11 protein-coding genes are annotated in these 21,181 nt (G+C 50.2%); 10 read left to right on the forward strand and 1 reads right to left on the reverse strand.

All coding sequences use genetic code 11. From position 1 onward, the window contains the following. Positions 1-45 precede the first annotated feature (45 nt). The 5 genes from M3090_RS13710 to M3090_RS13730 all read left to right on the forward strand — a co-directional run bounded on the left by M3090_RS13710 (position 46) and on the right by M3090_RS13730 (position 12,425). Positions 46-4,017, forward strand: a complete 3,972-nt coding sequence (locus M3090_RS13710; protein ID WP_249057242.1) for a helix-turn-helix domain-containing protein — start codon at positions 46-48, stop codon at positions 4,015-4,017. A gap of 388 nt (positions 4,018-4,405) precedes the next feature. Continuing rightward, positions 4,406-7,573 (forward strand): SusC/RagA family TonB-linked outer membrane protein, encoded by a 3,168-nt coding sequence (locus M3090_RS13715; RefSeq protein WP_249057245.1) that lies wholly within the window; start codon positions 4,406-4,408, stop codon positions 7,571-7,573. Between the two features lie 26 nt (positions 7,574-7,599). Next, positions 7,600-9,570, forward strand: coding sequence for a RagB/SusD family nutrient uptake outer membrane protein (locus tag M3090_RS13720; RefSeq protein WP_249057247.1), 1,971 nt, complete (start codon positions 7,600-7,602; stop codon positions 9,568-9,570). Positions 9,571-9,587: 17 nt separating this feature from the next. Further along, the gene (locus M3090_RS13725; protein ID WP_249057249.1) at positions 9,588-11,147 is read left to right on the forward strand and encodes a C2 family cysteine protease; all 1,560 of its coding nucleotides are present in this window, start codon (positions 9,588-9,590) and stop codon (positions 11,145-11,147) included. 45 nt (positions 11,148-11,192) lie between these two features. Beyond that, the gene (locus M3090_RS13730; RefSeq protein WP_249057252.1) at positions 11,193-12,425 is read left to right on the forward strand and encodes a hypothetical protein; all 1,233 of its coding nucleotides are present in this window, start codon (positions 11,193-11,195) and stop codon (positions 12,423-12,425) included. Here M3090_RS13730 and M3090_RS13735 read toward each other — a convergent pair whose 3' ends face one another. Then, the gene (locus tag M3090_RS13735) at positions 12,426-12,605 is read right to left on the reverse strand and encodes a hypothetical protein (protein ID WP_249057254.1); all 180 of its coding nucleotides are present in this window, start codon (positions 12,603-12,605) and stop codon (positions 12,426-12,428) included. A 74-nt stretch (positions 12,606-12,679) separates the two neighbouring features. On the opposite strand from M3090_RS13735, the gene M3090_RS13740 reads away from it, so the two are divergent. The 5 genes from M3090_RS13740 to M3090_RS13760 all read left to right on the forward strand — a co-directional run. Then, positions 12,680-14,965 carry a GH92 family glycosyl hydrolase gene (locus M3090_RS13740; protein ID WP_249057255.1) on the forward strand — a complete coding sequence of 762 codons (2,286 nt, stop codon included), beginning with the start codon at positions 12,680-12,682 and terminating at the stop codon, positions 14,963-14,965. Between the two features lie 17 nt (positions 14,966-14,982). Beyond that, positions 14,983-17,316 carry a GH92 family glycosyl hydrolase gene (locus M3090_RS13745; protein WP_410553265.1) on the forward strand — a complete coding sequence of 778 codons (2,334 nt, stop codon included), beginning with the start codon at positions 14,983-14,985 and terminating at the stop codon, positions 17,314-17,316. Between the two features lie 21 nt (positions 17,317-17,337). Beyond that, entirely contained in the window at positions 17,338-18,132 is a 795-nt protein-coding gene (locus tag M3090_RS13750) for a basic secretory family protein (protein WP_249057259.1), read from the forward strand. Between the two features lie 19 nt (positions 18,133-18,151). Beyond that, a complete protein-coding gene (locus tag M3090_RS13755) occupies positions 18,152-20,473 on the forward strand; it encodes a GH92 family glycosyl hydrolase (RefSeq protein ID WP_249057262.1) in 2,322 nt (773 codons plus the stop codon). A 363-nt stretch (positions 20,474-20,836) separates the two neighbouring features. Further along, on the forward strand, positions 20,837-21,181 hold a 345-nt coding region (locus M3090_RS13760; RefSeq protein WP_249057264.1), incomplete at its 3' end, for a transposase.

Genomic DNA, 21,181 nt, shown 5'->3' on the forward strand with positions numbered 1-21,181 from the left:
AGAGTAATTTTGCTTGGCTTAAAGTGTTGAATCGGTATTTAATCTATGAAATTGCCTGTTATGTCGAGATTGTGTTTGACGTTTGTTTGCTTCTTCTTTTTCTTGTTGTGCTGCTTGTCTGCTGACGGGAAAGACATGTTTTCTTTCTCAAAAATAGATCATCAGCAGGGGCTTTCCAACAGTGCCGTGCTCAGCATGTTTCAGGATAGAGAGGGCTTGATGTGGTTTGGCACTTATGATGGTATAAATTGTTATGACGGAAGAAACATGGAAGTGTTTCGTTCTGATTTTTCGAAACAACAGACCCTGAACAATAATATCATTCATTCTATCCAGCAGGCTGATGAGGATTGCTTATGGATTACTACGCATCTGGGATTGAACCGCTTTTCGTTAAAAATGCGTCAAGTGGTGGAATATTATAATTTTGCCGGCGATTATTATGTACATTCCAATCATGCGGGCAATGCGTGGCTAATCAATCCTGAAGGGGTCTTTTATTATAATACGTATCATAAAAAGTTTGTCCGTCTCAAAGAAAGCGGGGTGCCTGTGAAGGATATGGACTGCCGGGCTTTTGTTGCCCAAGACGGTGTCTTGTGGACTTTTCCCCGTGGTACGGGTAAGTTAGTGCAATTTTCGGTCGATAGTTTTGATAAAGACACGTTGTCTGTCCGTTCTGCTGTTTTGTCTTCTGATTTTCATTCGAATAACATAGATGAAGTTTTCTATCAGAATGGGATTGTTTGTTTTGTAGATGAAAACGGCGACCTTTATATTTACGATGTTTCTCGTCGTTCCAAAATATATGTCCGCAATCTGTCCTCTCTCATACAGAGATATGGTAAGATTGCCGGTATTGTCCCTTTTTGCGAAAATATTATCGTTGCGTTCAGAACGAATGGCTTGGTACGCTTATGTGCTTCGCATAAGTATGAAGAAGAGGTTGTGAATCGGAATATACGTATCTATAATATATACCGTGATCCCAACCAGAATATTCTTTGGATTGCTTCAGATGGTCAAGGGGCTATTATGTATGCAGAGAAATCTGACATGGCGATGAATTTAATGCTTGATAGTTTGTCTCCTAATTTGAACAGGCAGGTGCGTTCTGTCATGACGGATAAGTATGGAGGCTTGTGGTTGGGAACGAAAGGGGATGGCCTCTTGCATATACCCAATTATGAAAAAGGGGGGAAGGCAATAGTCTATTCCCCGGCCGGATGGCAGGAAGCTTCTGATTATGTTCGTTGGGACAAGGAATTTCAAGTCTATTCGTTAAAAGAAAGCCGTTTTAAGGATATTTTTTGGATTGGAGCCGGCACTCCGGGACTGTATTATTATTCATTTGCCAATGAAACCTTATGCAGCGTGGAAGACAATTCGCCTGACCCTGTCGATGAGGTGCATGATATCTATGAAGAAGAAGATAGCATACTGTATGTGGTTACGGCAGGCTCTGGTTTCCGGAGATTGGTTTTGGAACAGAAAAATGGGAGAACCCGCATTAAGTCGCAAAAGCATTATCATTTTTATTATAAGCAGGATGAGATAACCATGTTTTATCCTATGCTGGCAGACGGGGACTCTGTTTTGTGGCTGGGGAGCAGGGAAAAAGGCCTCGTGCGGTTTGACAAAAGGACAGAAGAATATGAGGTGATTTCTTTGAAAGAGAGGCTTAACGTGTCTGTGGATGATATACTTAGCCTGTATCGTGCCACAGATGGCCGGCTATATGCAGGAACCACATCAGGCTTGGTGTGTCTGGACTTCAGTGGCCGGCAGATGGCTTGCAGTTATGTCGGTAAGGAACAGGGATTGCTCAATGATATGATTCATGGTATCCTGGAAGATGGGAATGGATTGTTATGGCTTAGCACAAATCGGGGATTAATCAAGTATAATCCGAAGAACGGGACTTCGCACACCTATTATTATACGGCTGGCATACAGGTTGGCGAGTTTAGCGATGATGCTTATTATCAGTGCCCTTATACGGGACGCTTGTTTTTTGGTGGTATTGACGGATTGGTGTATTTGGACAAAGAAGTGGTTGCTGCTCCGGAATATTATCCTAATGTCATATTGCGTAAGATGACAATTGACGGGAAGAGTGTGCTTATCGGCAATTGCTTGAGCGAGGATGGTCAAAGCATTTCATTGGAAGGACAGCAGAAGGCTTCTTTTTCCTTCTCCTTTGTAGCCCCTGATTTTCTTGCGGGAGAGAACATAGAGTATTCTTCCATGTTGGAAGGGTATGATAAAGATTGGAGTTTGTTTAGCAGTCGGAATGAGGTTTCTTATGTAGACGTTCCTTCCGGTCATTATGTCTTTAGGGTGCGATACAAGAAAGATGTGTTCAGTACAGAATATACGACCTTTTCTATGCCTGTACACATTTTGCCGCCTTGGTATCTTTCGTCGGTGGCTTATGTCTTTTATAGCCTTTTGTTTTTGTTGGCTGCCGGTTATTTGGTGTATTTGTTGCGCAATGTTTTCCAACAGAAGCGTATAATACAACGTTTGTCTATGGCGGAAAGTAATCGTAGTTTGCCGGATATCCATATTCCTGACCGTGAGTTGCTTAACCGTTTTACGGCTATTTATCGTGCCAGTGACCAGTTGCGTGCAGAACATCTGCCCGATGTGCAGCGTTTTAAAATCGTAGAACAGATACATGAAACGGTGATGGCTGCGCTTTTCCGGCCGGGCACGTTGGGTAAGGAACAGTTGGGCGCTTTCTTTCCGACAACATACAGCATAAAAGGACGTATGTGCTTGAAGGAACTTTCGCAGGAAGTGGTGGGCGTACTTGAATACCAGAAGGTTGATTTGTCTTTTTTGAATATTGTTGTAGCGGAACAGTTCACCTTCCCGGTTTATAAGAACTTGTTGCGTTGCGTCTTATACGGATGCTACCTTTTCCTGGCAGAACAAAAAGTCTCGTCGACAGTGACGGTAGAGATGAAAGAACGTGAAGGAGGCTTGTTGCTGCAATTTTCGTCTGTGGTTGGCTGCGAAGGGATTAAGGCATTGTATCGTTGTCTTTCTGATTCGGATTTTTCGGCAAGGATGATAGAGGAAAAGAAGAACACGGAGGATGCTTGGTATGTCTGGCATTTTTTGGCGTCCATTCAGGTGGCTTTAAAGCAACATCACATTGTTCTTGATTGCACGGATAATGATGGGGATTGCGTATTGACTTTGCTGTTTGAGCCGGTTCGGATGGAAGAAGGTGAAACAAAAGGGAAGATGACTGTCTTGTTGCTTGAGGATAGGGATGAGATGGTCTGGTTGATTAGCGATTTGCTGGCAGAGGAATTTGTCGTTCGTTCGGTAAAGACCGTGCAGTTGGCATTTGAGGAGATACGTCATCATGCTCCGGCTTTATTCCTGGCCGATTTGCAAGTGTATGTCGGTGTTGAAGGCGACTTCATGAAGTATGTTGCCGCTAATCGTGCTTTGCTGGAAACGACGGCATTTATTCCGATGTTCAGTTGGGAGGCATGCCATTTCTCCTTGCATGAGGTTCTTTCGTGGTCTGATTCTTACGTGGTGTTTCCTTATGACATTCTGTTTTTGCGTGAGGTCATTCACCGGGTGATTTATGGCAAACGCGAGGAAAAGATTTATATCGAAGACTTGGGCTATTTGTCCAATCAGATTGTTTGTGCCAATGCTGAGCAGAGGGATTTTGTCAGCAAGTTGTTGGAGATTATCCAGCAGAACCTCCAGCGGGAAGATTTAGGCTCTACGTTGCTGGCTTCTGATATGGGCATGAGCCAAAGCCAGTTTTACCGGAAATTTCGAGATGTCTTTCAAATATCGCCGAGCGAGTTAATCAAGGATTACCGGATGGAGCGTGCTGCCCGCTTGTTGCAGGACGAGAAGCTGTCCATTCAAGATGTCATGTTTGAGGTAGGAATATCGAGCCGTTCTTATTTTTACAAGGAATTCTCACGTCGTTTTGGCATGACGCCTAAAAACTATCAGAAGGAGGAGCTTCATCCGTAATGCGGGCAGTCGCAGTGAAGGAGAGGCATCCCCGTGCAGTATCAGAGCCTTTTCCGGTTTAGTTGATGGCCGATGGCATGAAATCTTTTTGTCATCTTTTCATTTCTATTCTTCCTGTCCCCTTTTTCCGGCCTTGCGGCGTGGTGCCGTTTGTGCTTTAATTGCTATCGCCTTGTGCTCATATTGTGCGTTTCCCGTTTTAATCCGTTGATAATTAGCAGAGTAATTTGTGCTCTGGTTTGACAGACATGATGCTGAATTTTGCCTCGTTTTTTGTCTGAACTTTGAAGCGTTAGAGCACAGTGTGTAATTTTCAAACTCCTTAATTTGCGTTTGCAGACGATAAATAACGTTTGAAAACCTTAGTATTAATTAAAAACACAGTAACATGAATTTATTCGGTAAGAATGAAAAGCATTGCCTCCAATGCTCATGGGTGTTGTTCCTGCTGTTGATGTTGGGAACTTCGGCATGGGCTCAGTCGGGGCGGTCTGTCACAGGACGTGTGTCGGACGAAAAAGGAGAATTACTCATCGGTGTGAGTATTTTGGAGAAAGGAACCTCTAACGGTACCATTACAGACGCCAATGGTCAGTATAACCTGAGACTGACCACGGAAAATCCTATATTGACGGTCTCTTATATAGGATTCAAAACGCAGGAAGTAAAAGTTGGAAACGAAAAAGTGCTTGATATTGCATTGGCTGAAGACGTAGCTACGTTGGATGAGGTGACAGTGGTGGCTTATGGCAGCCAGCGTAAAGTCTCGGTGGTCGGTGCACAATCTTCCATGAAGATGGATAATATAAAGATGCCGGCGGCCAATCTGTCTTCGGTCATTGCCGGACGACTGGCAGGCGTAGTGGCCGTGCAGCGTACAGGCGAGCCGGGACATGATGACTCCGACATCTGGATTCGTGGTATCTCTACCTTTACCAACCAGAACACTTCACCGTTGGTGCTGGTGGATGGTGTGGAGCGCAGCTTCAACAACCTTGACCCCGAAGACATCGAGTCGTTCACCATCTTGAAGGATGCTTCGGCAACTGCCGTTTACGGTGTACGCGGTGCAAATGGCGTTATCTTGATTAAAACGAAACCCGGTAAAGTGGGCAAGCCGCAGTTCACGGCCGACTACTACGAGGGCTTTGTGACGCTGACCAAGAAACCTCAGTTGGCTGACGCTTACACGTATATGGATGCTGCCAATGAAGCAAACATGAATACCAACGGTCGTCTGCTCTACACACCCCAATACATCGAGGCTACCAAAAAGGCTTATGGCTTGCTGCCCAACGATAATCCTACGATGTACAATCAGTACCTGTATCCGGCTGTCAACTGGATGGACGAACTGTTCAGAGACTTGGGGCATAATCGCCGTGTGAACCTGAGCGTGCGGGGTGGTGTTCCTAACGCTACTTACTACGTGTCGTTGACTTATTACAATGAAACAGGTCTGACACGCACGGCACGTATGGAGAACTATGATGCCAACATGCGTTACGACCGTTATAACTACACGGCCAACTTGAACTTGAAGCCCACGAAGACCACCACTATCGACCTGGGTTTCTCCGGTTATCTGTCAGAGGGTAACTATCCCCAACAGAGCACTTCCGATCTGTTCGCGCAAGCCATGGCCATCAATCCGGTATATATGCCGCTGTTGATGCCCGATGGCTCGGTACCCGGCATCTCGACGAACGGGGATTTCCGTAATCCTTATGCCGACTTGGCACGCCGTGGTTATACTAATGAGTCGCGCAACCAGTTGAATTCGAATATTCGCCTGACGCAAGACTTGGGCTTCTGGAAATGGAGCAAGGGCTTGAGCGCATCGGCTTTGCTGGCTTTCGACGTGACCAATTCGAGTGACCTCTATTATAAGAAACGTGAAGATACCTATTGGTTTGCAGGTTCCAAAGATACCAACACGGGTTTGTGGAACGATGATGTCTTTGATGAAAACGGCAACTATCGCCTGAACAGAACCTATCAGGGCAGCAAGGACTTGTCATACGACATGGCATCCAGCAAGAGCAGAAGCACTTATTTTGAGGCTTCGTTGAACTACGACCGTGCTTTCGGCCTGCATCGCGTAGGAGCCTTGTTCCTCTACAACCAGAAGATTACGCGGAATGATGCTGCGGAAGGCGATTTGGTGGGTTCTCTGCCTTATAAGCAGCAAGGCATTGCCGCCCGCGTCACTTATTCGTGGAATGACCGTTACTTCATCGAGGGTAACGTGGGTTACAACGGTTCTGAGAACTTCAGCCCGGACAAGCGTTTCGGCGTATTCCCGGCCATCGGTGTGGGTTGGGCCATCTCCAACGAAGATTTCTGGGAACCCATTAAGAAATATGTTTCCTACTTGAAAGTCCGCTATACGGACGGCTTGGTAGGTACGGATGCCGTGACGGGTCGTCGCTTCATGTATCAGGAACAGATGGGCGGCTCCGACGGTTATCGTTTCGGAGTTTCCAACAGCGCTGTAAACGGTTGGGCTTATACCCGCTACGGAGCCAACGTGGGCTGGTCTACTTCCAGAAAGCAGGACTTGGGTATTGACGTGAACTTCATGAACGACGCCCTGACCTTCCAGTTCGACTTCTTTAAGGAGCATCGTACGGACATCTTCCTGTCCCGTCAAACGATTCCCGACTACTCCGGTTTCATCGAAATGCCTTACGGAAACTTGGGCGTTGTAGACAACAAGGGTTTTGAAGCGACCATGGAATATACCCGTCAATTCGGTAAGAAGGTGTTCTTGACCGTACGCGGTAACTTCGCCTGGAACGAAGACGAAATCGTAGAAGACGACAGCCCCGCAGCCACTTATCCTTGGCTGGAAACGCGCGGTACGAATGTTAACGGTCGTTGGGGATGGATTGCCGAAGGCTTGTTCACCAGCGAAGAAGAGATTTTGGACCATGCCAAGCAGTTCGGCGAGAGTTATCCGGGCCAGGTATCGCAAGTGGGCGATATCAAGTATAAGGACTTGAATGGCGACGGCCAGATTGACGACTACGACCGTTGCCTGATCGGACAGGGCGACGTGCCCAAGATTTACTATGGCTTCGGAGCAGACCTGCAAGTGGGCGATTTCTCCATTGGCGCTTTGTTCTCCGGTACCGCGAAAGCCGACCGCTGTTTGGACGGCAATGCCATTCATCCGTTCTCCGACGTCTCGGGCTTGTCTAACCTCTATTCGAACATCACAGACAGATGGTCGCCCGATGATCCTACGAATCAGGACGTGTTCTATCCCCGTCTGCATTATGGGCAGGCTGCCAACGAGAATAACACCAAGACAAGCACCTGGTGGCAGAAAGACGTCAGCTTCCTTCGCCTGAAACAATTGACGATCGCTTACAACATCCCCAAGAGAATCTTGGATAGAACGTTCCTGAAGAGCGCCCGCGTTTATCTGATGGGTACGAACCTTCTGACTTTCTCCAAGTTTGATTTGTGGGATCCGGAACTGAATACGAACAACGGTACGTCTTATCCGCTCAACCGCACCTATTCAGTCGGAGTGAATATCAGTTTCTAATCAATCACCTAATTACGAATATCATTATGAAAAATATATTTAAAATCGGAGTAGTGGGACTGTTGCTGGCAACAGGACTGACTTCGTGCAACGACTTCTTTGACGGTATTCCGGGCGTACAGTATGACCTGGAAACTACCTTTGCGAACAGACAAAGAACAGAACAGTTCCTGAATAATGTGTATAGCTATGTACCAGATGAAACTCAAGAACGTTGGCCGACTAGTAACCGAGGTGGTATCTGGACCGGCGGTTCGCTGGAGGCCGACATCACTTGGACGTGGAACATCACCAACGAGTGGACGATGGGCTCGGTATATGCTTCTTCCAGTTGGATTAACTATTGGTTCATCGAATACTACAAGGGCATCAGCAAAGCCAGCACATTCATTGCCAACGTGGACAGGTGTACGGAAGCATCGGCTAACGACCGTTTGGTGTGGAAGGCGCAGGCCAGAGCTTTGAGAGCTTATTTCTATTTCCTGTTGTTCCGTTCCTATGGCCCCATCGTCATGCTGGGTGAAGAGGCCATTCCGTTGGACACTCCGTTGTCTGATTTGTTGAAGGAACGCAATTCTGTGGACGAATGTGTGGACTGGATTGCCGACGAATTTGACGCGGCTGCAGCCGACCTGCCTGTTAAATATGACGGTACTAACCTGGGCCGTTTCGACCAGGCTTCTTGCAAGGCTTTCAAGGCCAAACTGCTGTTGTATGCGGCCAGTCCTTTGTTTAACTGCAACCCGACGTATGCTGAGGTAAGAAACACCGACGGCAAACAACTGTTCCCCCAAGATGCTTCGCAAGAACAGGCTAAATGGGAGAGAGCACGCGATGCCTATGAGGAGTTCTTCAATAACTACGTGCCCAATTATTACAGCTTGTACACGACGACGAACAGCAACGGTGAAATAGATTTCTATCAGTCTTATCGTAATGTTACTTCGGGTACTATGTATGATGCGACCAATACGGAACAGATTTTTATCCGCTTGGTAGACCATAACAATCACGCTTATGAATTGACACCTTATCATAACCAAGTGGATGACTCTTCGCTGAGAGGCGGTCTGGGCTTCGGCACTACGCAGGAAATGGTAGACTTGTTCTTCACGGACAAAGGCCTCCGCATCGTTGAAGATCCGGATTATAAGGAATATGAAGGGGTTCCGACAGAAGAGTTCTACGGTTCGGATCACGATTACAACAATCCCCGCAATCCCGACTACAATTTCTTCCTGGCTAACACCAACAAGACTTTGAAGCAATGGGAGAACCGCGAGCCGCGTTTCTATGTTTGCATTACTTACAACGGCTCTACGTGGGTAAACCAGACATCGAACTATGGCAAGATAACCACTGAGCTCAATCATAACGGAAACTCTGGCGACGTGGCCGCTTCTTGGGATGCTCCCTATACCGGTTATGGCGTCCGTAAGATGGCTCCCGAGAATCAGACCAGCGGGCTGCACAGTTGTAATTTGCTCCGCCTGGCCGACATGTATCTGGGTTATGCCGAGACGCTGAGCGCCTGCGGACAATATGACGAAGCCATGAATTATGTGAACGCCGTGCGTGCCCGTGCCGGCATACCGGGTTACGGAAACAACGGCGGGGTGGACAGCAACGGTTTCGATTATATCTCTTATCCGAGCAACCGGGATGAGGTGGACAAGCGCATCCGTCGCGAACGCCTTATCGAGTTGTCTTACGAATGGAACCGCTACTTCGACGTGCGCCGCTGGAAGGTGGCAGACATGGCAGTGGGCGACGACTGGATTTATCCCTCTTATCACAAAGGCGGCGAGGGCGGCGAAATCCACGGCATGAACTATACGCAAGATCCTCCCCAGTTCTTCGAGAAGGTGGTGACCGAAAGCCGCGTATTTGATACCCGTCATTACTTGTTCCCCATTCCCGAACAAGACATCCGTCGTAATCCGAAGATGGTTCAGAACTATGGCTGGACGGCTGCAGAAACAGGAAGTGACGAATGACTTTAAAGCAAGCAGAGATGAAAAGACTCAGAGATATGAAGAAATGGCTGTTCGCCATCAGCTTGTCAATACCTTTTGTATTGGCAGGCTGTTCGGACAGCGATGACAACGGCGGGGGCGGAGGGTACGCCTCCCCCTACTGGCCGTTGGCGACAGGCAATTCGAACATGCCTTCCAGCGGAACTTTGGTGGCTCAGTATTCAGACTCTCCGATAGACGCAGGCATCGGCAAGTTGGTCGACGGAGATGCCAATACGAGCTATCAGACCCCTCATGGCAGTTTTGACATTACGTGGAATGGCAACAGCAACGTGGCCGTGAAGTCTTATTCCTTGACTTCCGCCGCCGATGCCGAAGAACAGGACCCTCGGGACTGGAGATTGTCCGGCTCGAAAGACGCGACGGACTGGGTGACCTTGGACGAACAAACAGGCCAGGTCTTTACTGCCCGAAAGGAAGTGAAGACTTTCGAGGTGGATAACAACGTGGAGTACCGTTATTACAAGTTGTCAATCTTGAACAATAACGGCAGTTCGTCCACGCAAATCGCAGAATGGACGCTTTCCGCCGCCACCTTCGAGGGGAACATCGACGACTTGATGCAGTTTGCCAGCGGAGACACCTATACGTCGCTCACTCCGATGGGTACGCAGCACCTGAACGACCTGACGGCAACAGCCGACCAATTGGCCTGGCTGAAGGATGCGACCAAGCAGCCGGATGCGTTTGCAGGTTTGTCTTGGCAGACTTTCTCTGTGGGCACGCTGTATCCGTTCGGCGACCCGCTGCCGGCAGACGTGAACCAACATCTGATTGGCGACTGCTGTGCCTGCGCAGTGATGGCATCGATGGCTTACCTTTTCCCGGGATACATCAAGAACATTATCCAGGACAACGGCAACAGCACGTGGACGGTTACCTTGTACGACCCGCAGGGAGAACCGGTGGAAGTCGGCGTGGATAATTACTTTGTTGCTGACGGCAGCAAAGTAGGAGCTTCGTCGGGCAAGAGCGACCAAGTGACTTGGTCGACAGTGCTGGAGAAGGCGCTTATCAAGTGGTATCAGGTGTATAGAGGCACGTCCGACATCGGCGGCATCGGCACGGAGTATGTATCTGCCATCTTCACGGGCAACGGAAGCAGCTTTGCTTTTGGCGCGAATGTGCTCTCTGCTCCGGAACTGCAACGTGCGGCCCTCGTTTCCTTGCAACAGCGGAAGATCGTGGTTGGCGGTTTCTCGCAGGGCGACGTGCCTGCCGACGGCAATAAGACAACGACGACCGCCCATGCCTATACGTTCATGCTGCCCAAGAGCGACGCTTATCTCTTTACGATGCGCAATCCGTGGGGTATGCTCCCGTTGAGCGGAGGCGGTTATTCGACCGACGAGAAAGACGACGGCTTGCTGAACATCTCAGACGACGGGAAAGTTCCCCCGCTGATTGATTTGCGTATTTGCGATCCGGGAGCAGCCAAGGGATTTGCCGTGGCCGGAAATCTGGAGCCTTATACGCCGCCTTCGTACACGCCGCTTCCCATGCGGGTAGCTGCTCACATCCTGCAATCGGGCATGTAAGAGGCTGAGCTAATCGATTATTATTTCATTCAAAACTTCTAAATTATGAAACAACCTATTTATATCATATTAACACTGTGCCTGGCTTTGTCTAGCTGCGGCATGACAGACGTCTGGAAAGACTGGGAGAATGAAGGGACCATGAGCGAAGACCGCTTGCGTCCTTCGGAAGTAAAAGCCCTGCTATGCTCGGGCGATGGTTGGAAAATGACTTACGAGGGAACGACCTTCTTTTTTCAATTCACCGAAGGCTGGAACGTGACTTCGGACACGGACGAAACCATGCTGCAATCGGCAGTCGAGACGGACTATTACCTGGATTACGAAGGCGAGGACAGAGTCTTGCTGACCATTGTAGGAAACGGTATGTTGCAATATCTGAGCGAGAACACGGAAAGTACATTGGTTATTACCTCTTATTCCGATTCTGAAATCCGTGCTACGGGGCAGGAAAACGGTTTGGAGATGATTCTTACACCGGCTACCACTGCCGAGATGCAGCAGGCGCAGGAGGCTAAACGCCAGGCCATCATTGCCTATAACAAGGCACAGGCTGTGGAACTGCTTGCCACGAGCTTGAGCAACGGTTTGCTGCGCAATGCTTCGTCCAGCGGGGTCATTGCCCATTATACCTTCACGCGTGATGACAGCAACAACTGGGGAATAAACATCTCCTACATCGAAGGCACCACGTTGACACACGAAAGCTACACGATGAGCATTGACACGGAAAACGACGAGCACGCTGTGCTGAGCATAGATGGAGGACTGACCGTCAACGGGGCAAGCATTGCCACCATCTACTACGGTTACGAAACCGGAACGTTGAGCACGAACAACACAGGCGTGACGGTAGACGCGAGCACAAGTTCGGATATGCTGGATATGTACAACAACTCTTGGAGCACGCACGTTGTCGACAGGAGTTCTATCTGCGAGGCATTTTCCACGCTTCACTCTGCACAACTGGAGTTTGACGACCGCAGCCCCAGAAACATCGTGGTTTGCCCGGGTGACTCGGAGGCAGGGAGCTGGTGGTATGTCATGTTCCACATTGCCGCCAGCGCGGACGACAACACGGGACGCATTTATTTCACCAACACCGGCATAGAGCTCATGTTCGGCAATGTTGGCGACAACGATATCGAAGCAGCGCAAACCACCTTCAAGCCTCTGCTTGACTTCTGCTTCTCGGAAGATGGCTTCTACATGTACGAAGATTCCGGATATATCTATGTCGTCAGCCCCACGTCCAACCTCTGGTTCAGGATGGGTTGATTAGGACAGGCAGGGCAGGAAGGCGGCATGAGACGCCGGCTGATGCCACATCGCCCCCGGGACGTCATGGGCATCACCCAGGATGATGGCAGGCATCATGTACGATGATGCCTCACCCGGGTGGCGTCTGTCCTGTGGACGGGTGGCGGCCGATGCCGCCACCCCCCCTGCCTTGCTCATGTCTGTCGTTTGCCTTATCTTTGCCAAACATTCCAAACATTACATTTTACAACCTCAAACACTCACTCATTTGTATGAATACAAAAAAACTACTTACCCTTGCCACGGCCCTGCTCCTGTGGGCTTCCGCCGGCCTGGCACAGAAGCAGCCGGTGGACTACGTCAACCCGCTGATGGGAACCGACTCGAAGATTTCGCTGTCCAACGGCAACACTTACCCGGCCATTGCGCGGCCTTGGGGAATGAACTTCTGGATGCCCCAGACCGGGAAAATGGGCGACGGATGGGCCTACACCTATGCTTCCGACAAAATCAGGGGTTTCAAACAGACACACCAGCCCAGCCCGTGGATTAACGATTACGGCCAGTTCTCCATCATGCCGATGACCCGGAGGCTGAAAATCGACCAAGACAGCCGCGCCTCCTGGTTCTCGCACAAGGCAGAGAAAGCCATGCCGTATTACTACAAGGTTTACTTGTCGGAATACGACCTGACGACGGAAATCACCCCGACGGAGCGTTGCGCCTACTTCCGCTTTACCTTCCCCGAGACAGACGATGCCTACGTCGTGATAGACGCCTTCGACCGCGGCTCGTACGTGAAGGTCATCCCCGAGGAAAACAAGATTATCGGCTACACCACGCGCAACAGCGGCGGCGTGCCCCGGAACTTCAAGAACTACTTCGTGATAGAGTTCGATAAACCCTTCACCTTCCATAAGGTCTGGGCGGACTATCACTTGGTGGAGACACATCTCGAACTGCAATCCAACCACGTGGGCGCTGCCATTGGTTTCTCCACGAAGAAAGGCGAGCAGGTTCATGCCCGCGTGGCCTCTTCGTTCATCAGCTTCGAGCAGGCTGAACAGAATCTGAAGGAGATAGGCGACAAGACCTTCGAGCAGACCAAAGAAGAGGGCCGTCGGGCGTGGAACGACGTGCTGGGCCGTATCCGGGTGGAGGACGATGACGAGAACCGCCTGCGCACGTTCTACTCCTGCCTCTACCGCTCGGTCCTGTTCCCCCGCATGTTCTACGAAGTGAACGCACAGGGCGAAACCGTGCATTACAGTCCTTACAACGGCGAAGTGCTGCCGGGATACCTGTTCACCGACACCGGCTTCTGGGACACCTTCCGCTGTCTTTTCCCCTTTGTCAATCTCGTTTATCCTTCCATGGGCGAGAAGATGCAAGAGGGGCTGCTGAACACTTACCTGGAGAGCGGCTTCTTCCCCGAATGGGCCAGCCCGGGGCATCGTGGCTGCATGGTCGGCAACAACTCGGCTTCTGTGGTGGCCGACGCTTTCCTGAAGAACATCACCAAGGCCGATGCCGGGAAAATGTACGAAGGCTTGCTGAAAGGCGCCAACAGCGTGCACCCAAGAGTTTCTACCACCGGGCGTCTGGGATATGAATACTACAACAAACTGGGTTATGTGCCCTACGACGTGCGTATTAACGAAAGTGCCGCACGCACCTTGGAGTATGCCTACGACGACTGGTGCATCTACCGCATGGGCGAGAAGCTGGGCCGTCCGGCCGACGAACTGGCCGTTTACAAGAAGAGATGCCAGAACTACCGCAACCTGTTTGACCCGGAAACCAAACTGATGCGTGGAAAGAACGCCGACGGTACCTTCCAGACGCCGTTCAACCCCTTCAAGTGGGGCGATGCCTTCACGGAAGGAAACAGTTGGCACTACACTTGGTCGGTGTTCCACGACGTGCAGGGACTGATTGACCTGATGGGCGGTAAGCAGATGTTTGTCAGCATGCTCGACTCGGTGTTCAACCTGCCGCCCGTGTTCGACGACAGCTATTACGGCGGCGTGATTCACGAAATCCGCGAGATGGAGATTGCCAACATGGGCAACTACGCCCACGGCAACCAGCCCATCCAGCACATGATTTACCTGTACAACTATGTCGGCGAACCCTGGAAGGCACAGTATTGGCTGCGCGAGACCATGACCCGCCTCTATCTTCCCACGCCCGATGGCTATTGCGGCGATGAGGACAACGGCCAGACTTCGGCTTGGTACGTATTCACCGCCTTGGGCTTCTATCCTGTATGCCCAGGCAGCAACGAGTACGTCATCGGCGCGCCTTATTTCAAGAAAGCAACCATCATGCTCGAGAACGGCAAGAAACTGGAAATCTCTGCGCCGAAGAACAGCGACGAGAACCGCTATATCCGTTCGCTGAACTACAACGGCCGGAATTATACGAAGAACTACTTGAACCACTTCGACCTGCTGAAAGGCGGCCGCCTGGTGTTCGACATGGATAGCAAACCGAATAAGAAAAGAGGCATCCAGGAATCCGACTTCCCGTATTCCTTCTCGCGCAATGACAAGTAAACAGACTCATGTTTGATATGAAAAAGACAGTATTGGCAATGGCCTTGGCGGCAGCAACCCTGCCTGCCATGGCCCAAAGCCCCGTGGACTATGTAAATCCGATTATCGGAACCAATGGGATGGGGCATACCTTTCCCGGTGCTTGCACGCCCTTCGGCTGGGTGCAGTTGAGTCCGGACACAGACACGATTCCTCATAATGTAAACGGCGTTTATCAGAAGAACGCCTATGAATATTGCGCCGGCTATCAGTATCGGGACAAGACCATTGTCGGCTTCAGCCATACCCATCTCAGTGGCACGGGACATTCCGACCTGGGAGACATTTTGCTGATGCCCGCCGTGGGCGACGTCCGTCTGAATCCTGGCCGTGCTTCTCATCCGGAAGAAGGATACCGCTCACGCTTCGACCATGCCACGGAGAAGGCCGTGCCCGGATATTACGAAGTGATGCTGGACGATTACGGCATCAAGGCGCAACTGACGGCCACGCAGCGGACCGGTGTGCACAAGTACACCTTCCCCCAGGGGAAAGACGGACACCTGATTCTGGACCTGGTGCACGGCATCTATAATTACGACGGAAAAGTCTTGTGGGCCAACCTGCGGGTGGAGAACGATACGTTGCTGACCGGATACCGCATCACCAACGGTTGGGCGCGCACCAACTACACGTATTTCGCCATCTCCTTCTCCCAACCCATCCGGGATTATGGCTACGAGGATAAAGAAAAGGTGCTCTACAACGGCTTCTGGCGTCGCTTCAAGCTGGAGAAGAACTTCCCGGAAATCACCGGCCGAAAGATTGTGGCATACTTTAACTTCGATACGGCCACTCATCCGGAACTGGTGGTAAAAGTAGCCTTGTCGGCAGTCAGCACCGAAGGAGCCTTGAAAAACCTGCGTGCCGAGGCCGCCGGAAAGAGCTTCGAGCAGTTGGCGGAAGCCGCCCGAACGGACTGGAACAACGAATTGAACCATTTTGAGATTGAAGGTACGCCCGACCAGAAAGCGATGTTCTACACCTCGCTGTACCACACCATGATTAACCCGTCTGTCTATATGGACGTAGACGGTGCCTATCGCGGTTTGGACCACAACATCCACCAGGCGGAGGGATTCACCAATTATACGATATTCTCGCTCTGGGATACTTACCGGGCAGAACATCCTTTCCTGAACCTGGTGAAGCCAGAACGTAATGCAGACATGGTGGAGTCGATGATCAAGCACGAACAGCAGAGCGTGCACGGCATGTTGCCTGTCTGGAGCCTGATGGGTAACGAGAACTGGTGCATGAGCGGCTATCATGCCGTCTCTGTGTTGGCCGATGCCATAGCCAAAGGTGTCTTTACAAACGTAGACGAGGCACTCGAGGCGATGGTGAGCACTTCTACCGTTCCCTATTACGAGGGCGTGGCCGACTACATGAAGCTGGGATATGTTCCGCTGGACAAGAGCGGCACGGCAGCTTCTTCTACGTTGGAGTACGCCTACGACGACTGGACAATTTACCAGACAGCTCTGAAAGCCGGCAACCAAGAGGTGGCGGACACGTACCGTAAACGGGCACTCAACTACCGCAACATCTACGACGAGAGTCTTGGCTTTGCCCGTCCCCGATACAGCGACGGTTCTTTCAAAAAAGAGTTCGACGTGTTGCAGACTTATGGCGAAGGCTTCATCGAAGGCAACTCGTGGAATTTCTCTTTCCACGTGCCGCACGACGTGTTCGGCATGATTGACCTGATGGGAGGCGAAAAGGCTTTCGTGCAGAAACTGGACGAGCTGTTCTCCATGCATCTGCCGGAGAAGTATTACGAACACAACGAAGACATCACGGAAGAATGTCTGGTGGGTGGATACGTGCATGGCAACGAACCCAGTCATCATGTGCCTTACCTGTATGCATGGACTTCCCAACCGTGGAAAACCCAGTATTGGTTGCGTGAGATTCTGAATAAGATGTATAAGAATGACATTAACGGCCTGGGCGGGAATGACGACTGCGGGCAGATGTCGGCCTGGTATCTTTTCTCTGTGATGGGCTTCTATCCGGTTTGCCCCGGCACAGACCAGTATGTGTTGGGCGCACCCTACTTGCCTTACCTGAAGCTGACGCTGCCCAATGGCAACACGCTGGAGATTAAAGCACCGGGTGTCAGCGACAAGAACCGCTACGTCCGTTCGCTGAAACTGAACGGCAAGGTGTACGACAAGATGTACATCACCCACGAAGACATCCTCAAGGGAGGCGTACTGGAGTTCAAGATGGGGGCGTCGCCCAACAAACGCCGCGGATTGTCGGCAGAGGATAAACCTTATTCGTTGACTGACGGAATAGACAAATAACATATAAAAATAGAAATAAATATGAGAAGGAAACATTTACTTTATGCTGCCTGCTTGCTGGCAGCCCTGAGTGCTTGCACGACAAGCGCACAAAAGCAAGCGAAAAATGATACCGATGTTTGGAAAGACTATAACCTGGGTACTATCTTGTTTGAAGACAAGGCGCCGGAAACGCTGGGTTCTGACATTTATCACCGGATTATCCCTGATGCCGAATCGTATATCAAAGAGCAGGCACGTACCGTGCTGGCCACGCTTTACGATTCACCCGAAGACAGCATCCCCCCTGTGCGTAACATACATTATACGTTGGAAGACATCGACGGCATCTCTGCCAAAGGCGGGGGTAATGGTGACGTGACGATTTTTTACAGTACACGCCATATTGAGAAATCTTTTGCAGAGAATGATACAGCCAAGTTGTTCTTTGAAACACGCGGCGTGCTTTTGCACGAACTGACCCATGCCTACCAACTCGAGCCTCAAGGCATCGGTTCGTATGGCACCAACCGGGTGTTCTGGGCCTTCATCGAAGGCATGGCCGATGCCGTGCGCGTGGCCAATGGGGGATTCGAAGGACCGGAGGCACGCCCGAAAGGCGGAAACTACATGGATGGCTACCGTACGGCAGGCTATTTCTTCGTATGGTTACGCGACAACAAAGACCCGGAGTTCCTGCGCAAATTCAACCGCAGCACCCTCGAGGTCGTTCCCTGGTCGTTCGATGGCGCCATTAAGCATATCTTGGGCGAGGAGTACAACATCGACGACCTGTGGCACGAGTATCAGGTGGCCGTAGGAGATATACAGCAATAATACTTCTGCATATATGAAAATGGGTAAAAGAAGATTGTTCGGGATTTGGCTGTGCCTGGCAAGTGTCTTGCCGGGCATGGCTCAAACCGAAAGGCTGATTGATTACGTCAATCCTTTTGTGGGGACAGACGGCTATGGGAATGTCTACCCGGGTGCGCAGATTCCCTTCGGAGGCATACAAATCAGTCCGGACACAGACAGCAAGTTCTATGACGCCGCTTCCGGCTACAAATACAACCACACCACGTTGCTGGGCTTCAGTCTGACCCACCTGAGCGGGACGGGCATACCCGACTTGGGAGACTTCCTGTTCATCCCGGGCACCGGAGAAATGAAGCTGGACCCTGGCACGCGCGAGAATCCAGAAGAGGGCTACCGCTCGCACTATTCGCACGACAGGGAGTGGGCTTCTCCCAACTATTACGCCGTGGAACTGCTGGACTATGGTGTAAAGGCCGAGATGACATCGGGCGTGCGCAGCGGCATGTTCCGCTTCACTTATCCGCAATCGGACAAGGCGTTTATCATGATTGACATGAACCACACGCTGTGGCAGTCGTGCGAATGGGCCAACCTGCGCATGGAGAACGATTCTACCATCACCGGCTATAAACTGGTGAAGGGATGGGGACCGGAACGCCATGTCTATTTCACGGCCGTATTCTCGAAAAAGCTGACCGGGCTGCGTTTCATGCAAGACAAGAAGCCTGTGATTTATAACACCTCCCGTTTCCGTAGCTGTTACGAAGCTTGGGGCAAAAACCTGATGGCGTGCATCTCGTTCGACACCAAGGCAGGTGAAGAGGTAATTGTAAAGACGGCCATTTCGGCAGTCAGCACGAATGGGGCGAAGGATAATCTGCAAGAACTGAATGGATTGACATTCGATGAATTGAAAGCCAAGGGTGAGGCGCTGTGGGAAGAAGAGTTGGGGAAATACCACCTCACTGCCGACCTCAAGACAAAACGGACTTTTTATACGTCGGCCTACCATGCGGCTTTGCACCCCTTCATCTTTCAGGATTCGGACGGACGGTTCCGTGGATTGGACAAGAACATAGAAAAGGCGGACGGTTTTACCAACTATACCGTCTTCTCCCTTTGGGACACCTATCGTGCCTTGCATCCCTGGTTCAACCTGGTGCATCAGGATGTAAATGTAGATGTAGCCAATTCCATGTTGGCCCATTATGACAAGAGCGTGGAGAAGATGCTCCCGATTTGGTCGTTCTATGGAAATGAAACCTGGTGCATGATTGGCTACCATGCCGTTTCCGTGTTGGCAGATATGATTGTGAAAGATGTGAAAGGCTTCGATTATGAACGCGCATACGAAGCAATGAAAACAACGGCGATGAACCCGCATTTCGATTGCCTGCCAGAATACGCTGCGTTGGGCTATGTGCCTTTTGACAAAGAGGCGGAGTCTGTCTCGAAAACGCTGGAGTATGCGTACGACGATTACTGCATCGCACAGGCTGCCAAGAAGTTGGGCAAGGAGGACGATTACCGCTATTTCTTGAATCGTTCCTTGTCTTACCAGAATTTGATAGACCCTGAGACAAAATACATGCGTGGACGCGACAGTCAGGGAGCATGGCGGACGCCGTTTACCCCTGTCGCTTACCAAGGGCCTGGCTCTGTGCACGGTTGGGGTGACATCACAGAGGGCTTTACGGTGCAATACACTTGGTATGTCCCGCAAGATGTGCAGGGATATATCAATGAAGCGGGGGAAGAGTGGTTCCGTAGTCATTTGGATGAACTGTTCACGGTGGAGTTGCCGGACGACATTCCGGGAGCGCATGACATTCAGGGGCGTATCGGCGCTTATTGGCACGGAAACGAACCTTGTCATCACGTAGCTTATCTTTATAATTATTTGAAGGAACCTTGGAAATGCCAGAAATGGATTCGCACCATTGCCAGCAGTTTTTATGGCGATACTCCGGATGCCCTGAGTGGGAATGATGATTGCGGCCAGATGTCGGCCTGGTACATGTTTAACTGCCTGGGCTTTTATCCCATTGCTCCTTCGAGCAATATGTATAACATTGGTTCGCCTTGTGTGGAGGCCCTTTCTGTCCGGATGAGCAATGGAAAAGTGATTGAGATGACTGCAGATAATTGGTCTCCGGAGAACGTGTATGTAAAAGAACTATATGTTAATGGCAAGAAGTACGATAAATCTTATTTGCGATATGAGGACATTCGCGATGGCGTAAAATTACGTTTTGTCATGAGCAGTAAGCCCAATCGTAAACGTGCCGTATCAGACGAGGCTGTCGCGCCTTCTTTGTCGCTTCCCGGAGAAACAATGAAGTATTGCCAGTCTAAGTAGAGTCCTGTCGTTTAAATTTCATTTTCTCTGTCATTCTGAACGGAGTGAAGAATCTCCCTATGTGATAAGGACATTCAAAAGATGTTTCGACTTCACTCCGCTCATAAAACTGATGCCGTAGATAATGTTTGCAGCTCATAACTGATTGATGGGAATTTAGTAGAGGGTGTGTCAAAATGCAGGGTGGTATCTCAATTCTCCTCCCCGGAGGAGGGGAAATGGATACCTATTTTGATACACCCCCTTAAATTATCATTTAGTGCTGATTAAAAACGAATTCAAGGCACTATAAAATATTTTGTGTAAATGGAAATACGGGATTCAAGTTAGAGCCTCGTATTTTTTATTTTATACATTTGCAAAATGAAGAAGCTTATGAAAGAAAAGAATCAAGCAGTGCCCGATGAGGTGTTAAGCAAGGAGTTCCTTAGCCAGTTCAAGACCGAAGCCGATGTTAGCAAGTTTCTGAAGCAGTTGCATGCCCAAGTATTAGAGAAGATGCTTGAAGGCGAAATGGATGCCCATCTGGGCTATGAAAAGAATTCCGTGGCCGGTAATAACAGTGGTAACTCACGTAATGGCAGTTATCCGAAGAAAATCCAGACCGAACACGGAGAGACTGTCATTACCATTCCACGTGACCGTAACGGACAATTCGAGCCGATAGCAGTCCCGAAGCATGAAAGCCGTGGACTCTCTATAGAGAAA

This window comes from Bacteroides sp. ET71, from assembly GCF_023336905.1.
In the GTDB taxonomy this organism is placed as follows: domain Bacteria; phylum Bacteroidota; class Bacteroidia; order Bacteroidales; family Bacteroidaceae; genus Bacteroides.

Excerpts from the sequence above, each read along its gene's own strand:
- M3090_RS13740 (WP_249057255.1), top strand. The coding sequence starts at position 12,680 with ATGAATACAAAAAAACTACTTACCCTTGCCACGGCCCTGCTCCTGTGG.
- M3090_RS13725 (WP_249057249.1), top strand. The coding sequence starts at position 9,588 with ATGAAAAGACTCAGAGATATGAAGAAATGGCTGTTCGCCATCAGCTTG.
- M3090_RS13735 (WP_249057254.1), bottom strand. The coding sequence starts at position 12,605 with ATGAGCAAGGCAGGGGGGGTGGCGGCATCGGCCGCCACCCGTCCACAG.
- M3090_RS13730 (WP_249057252.1), top strand. The coding sequence starts at position 11,193 with ATGAAACAACCTATTTATATCATATTAACACTGTGCCTGGCTTTGTCT.
- M3090_RS13710 (WP_249057242.1), top strand. The coding sequence starts at position 46 with ATGAAATTGCCTGTTATGTCGAGATTGTGTTTGACGTTTGTTTGCTTC.
- M3090_RS13720 (WP_249057247.1), top strand. The coding sequence starts at position 7,600 with ATGAAAAATATATTTAAAATCGGAGTAGTGGGACTGTTGCTGGCAACA.
- M3090_RS13715 (WP_249057245.1), top strand. The coding sequence starts at position 4,406 with ATGAATTTATTCGGTAAGAATGAAAAGCATTGCCTCCAATGCTCATGG.
- M3090_RS13755 (WP_249057262.1), top strand. The coding sequence starts at position 18,152 with ATGGGTAAAAGAAGATTGTTCGGGATTTGGCTGTGCCTGGCAAGTGTC.
- M3090_RS13750 (WP_249057259.1), top strand. The coding sequence starts at position 17,338 with ATGAGAAGGAAACATTTACTTTATGCTGCCTGCTTGCTGGCAGCCCTG.
- M3090_RS13745 (WP_410553265.1), top strand. The coding sequence starts at position 14,983 with ATGAAAAAGACAGTATTGGCAATGGCCTTGGCGGCAGCAACCCTGCCT.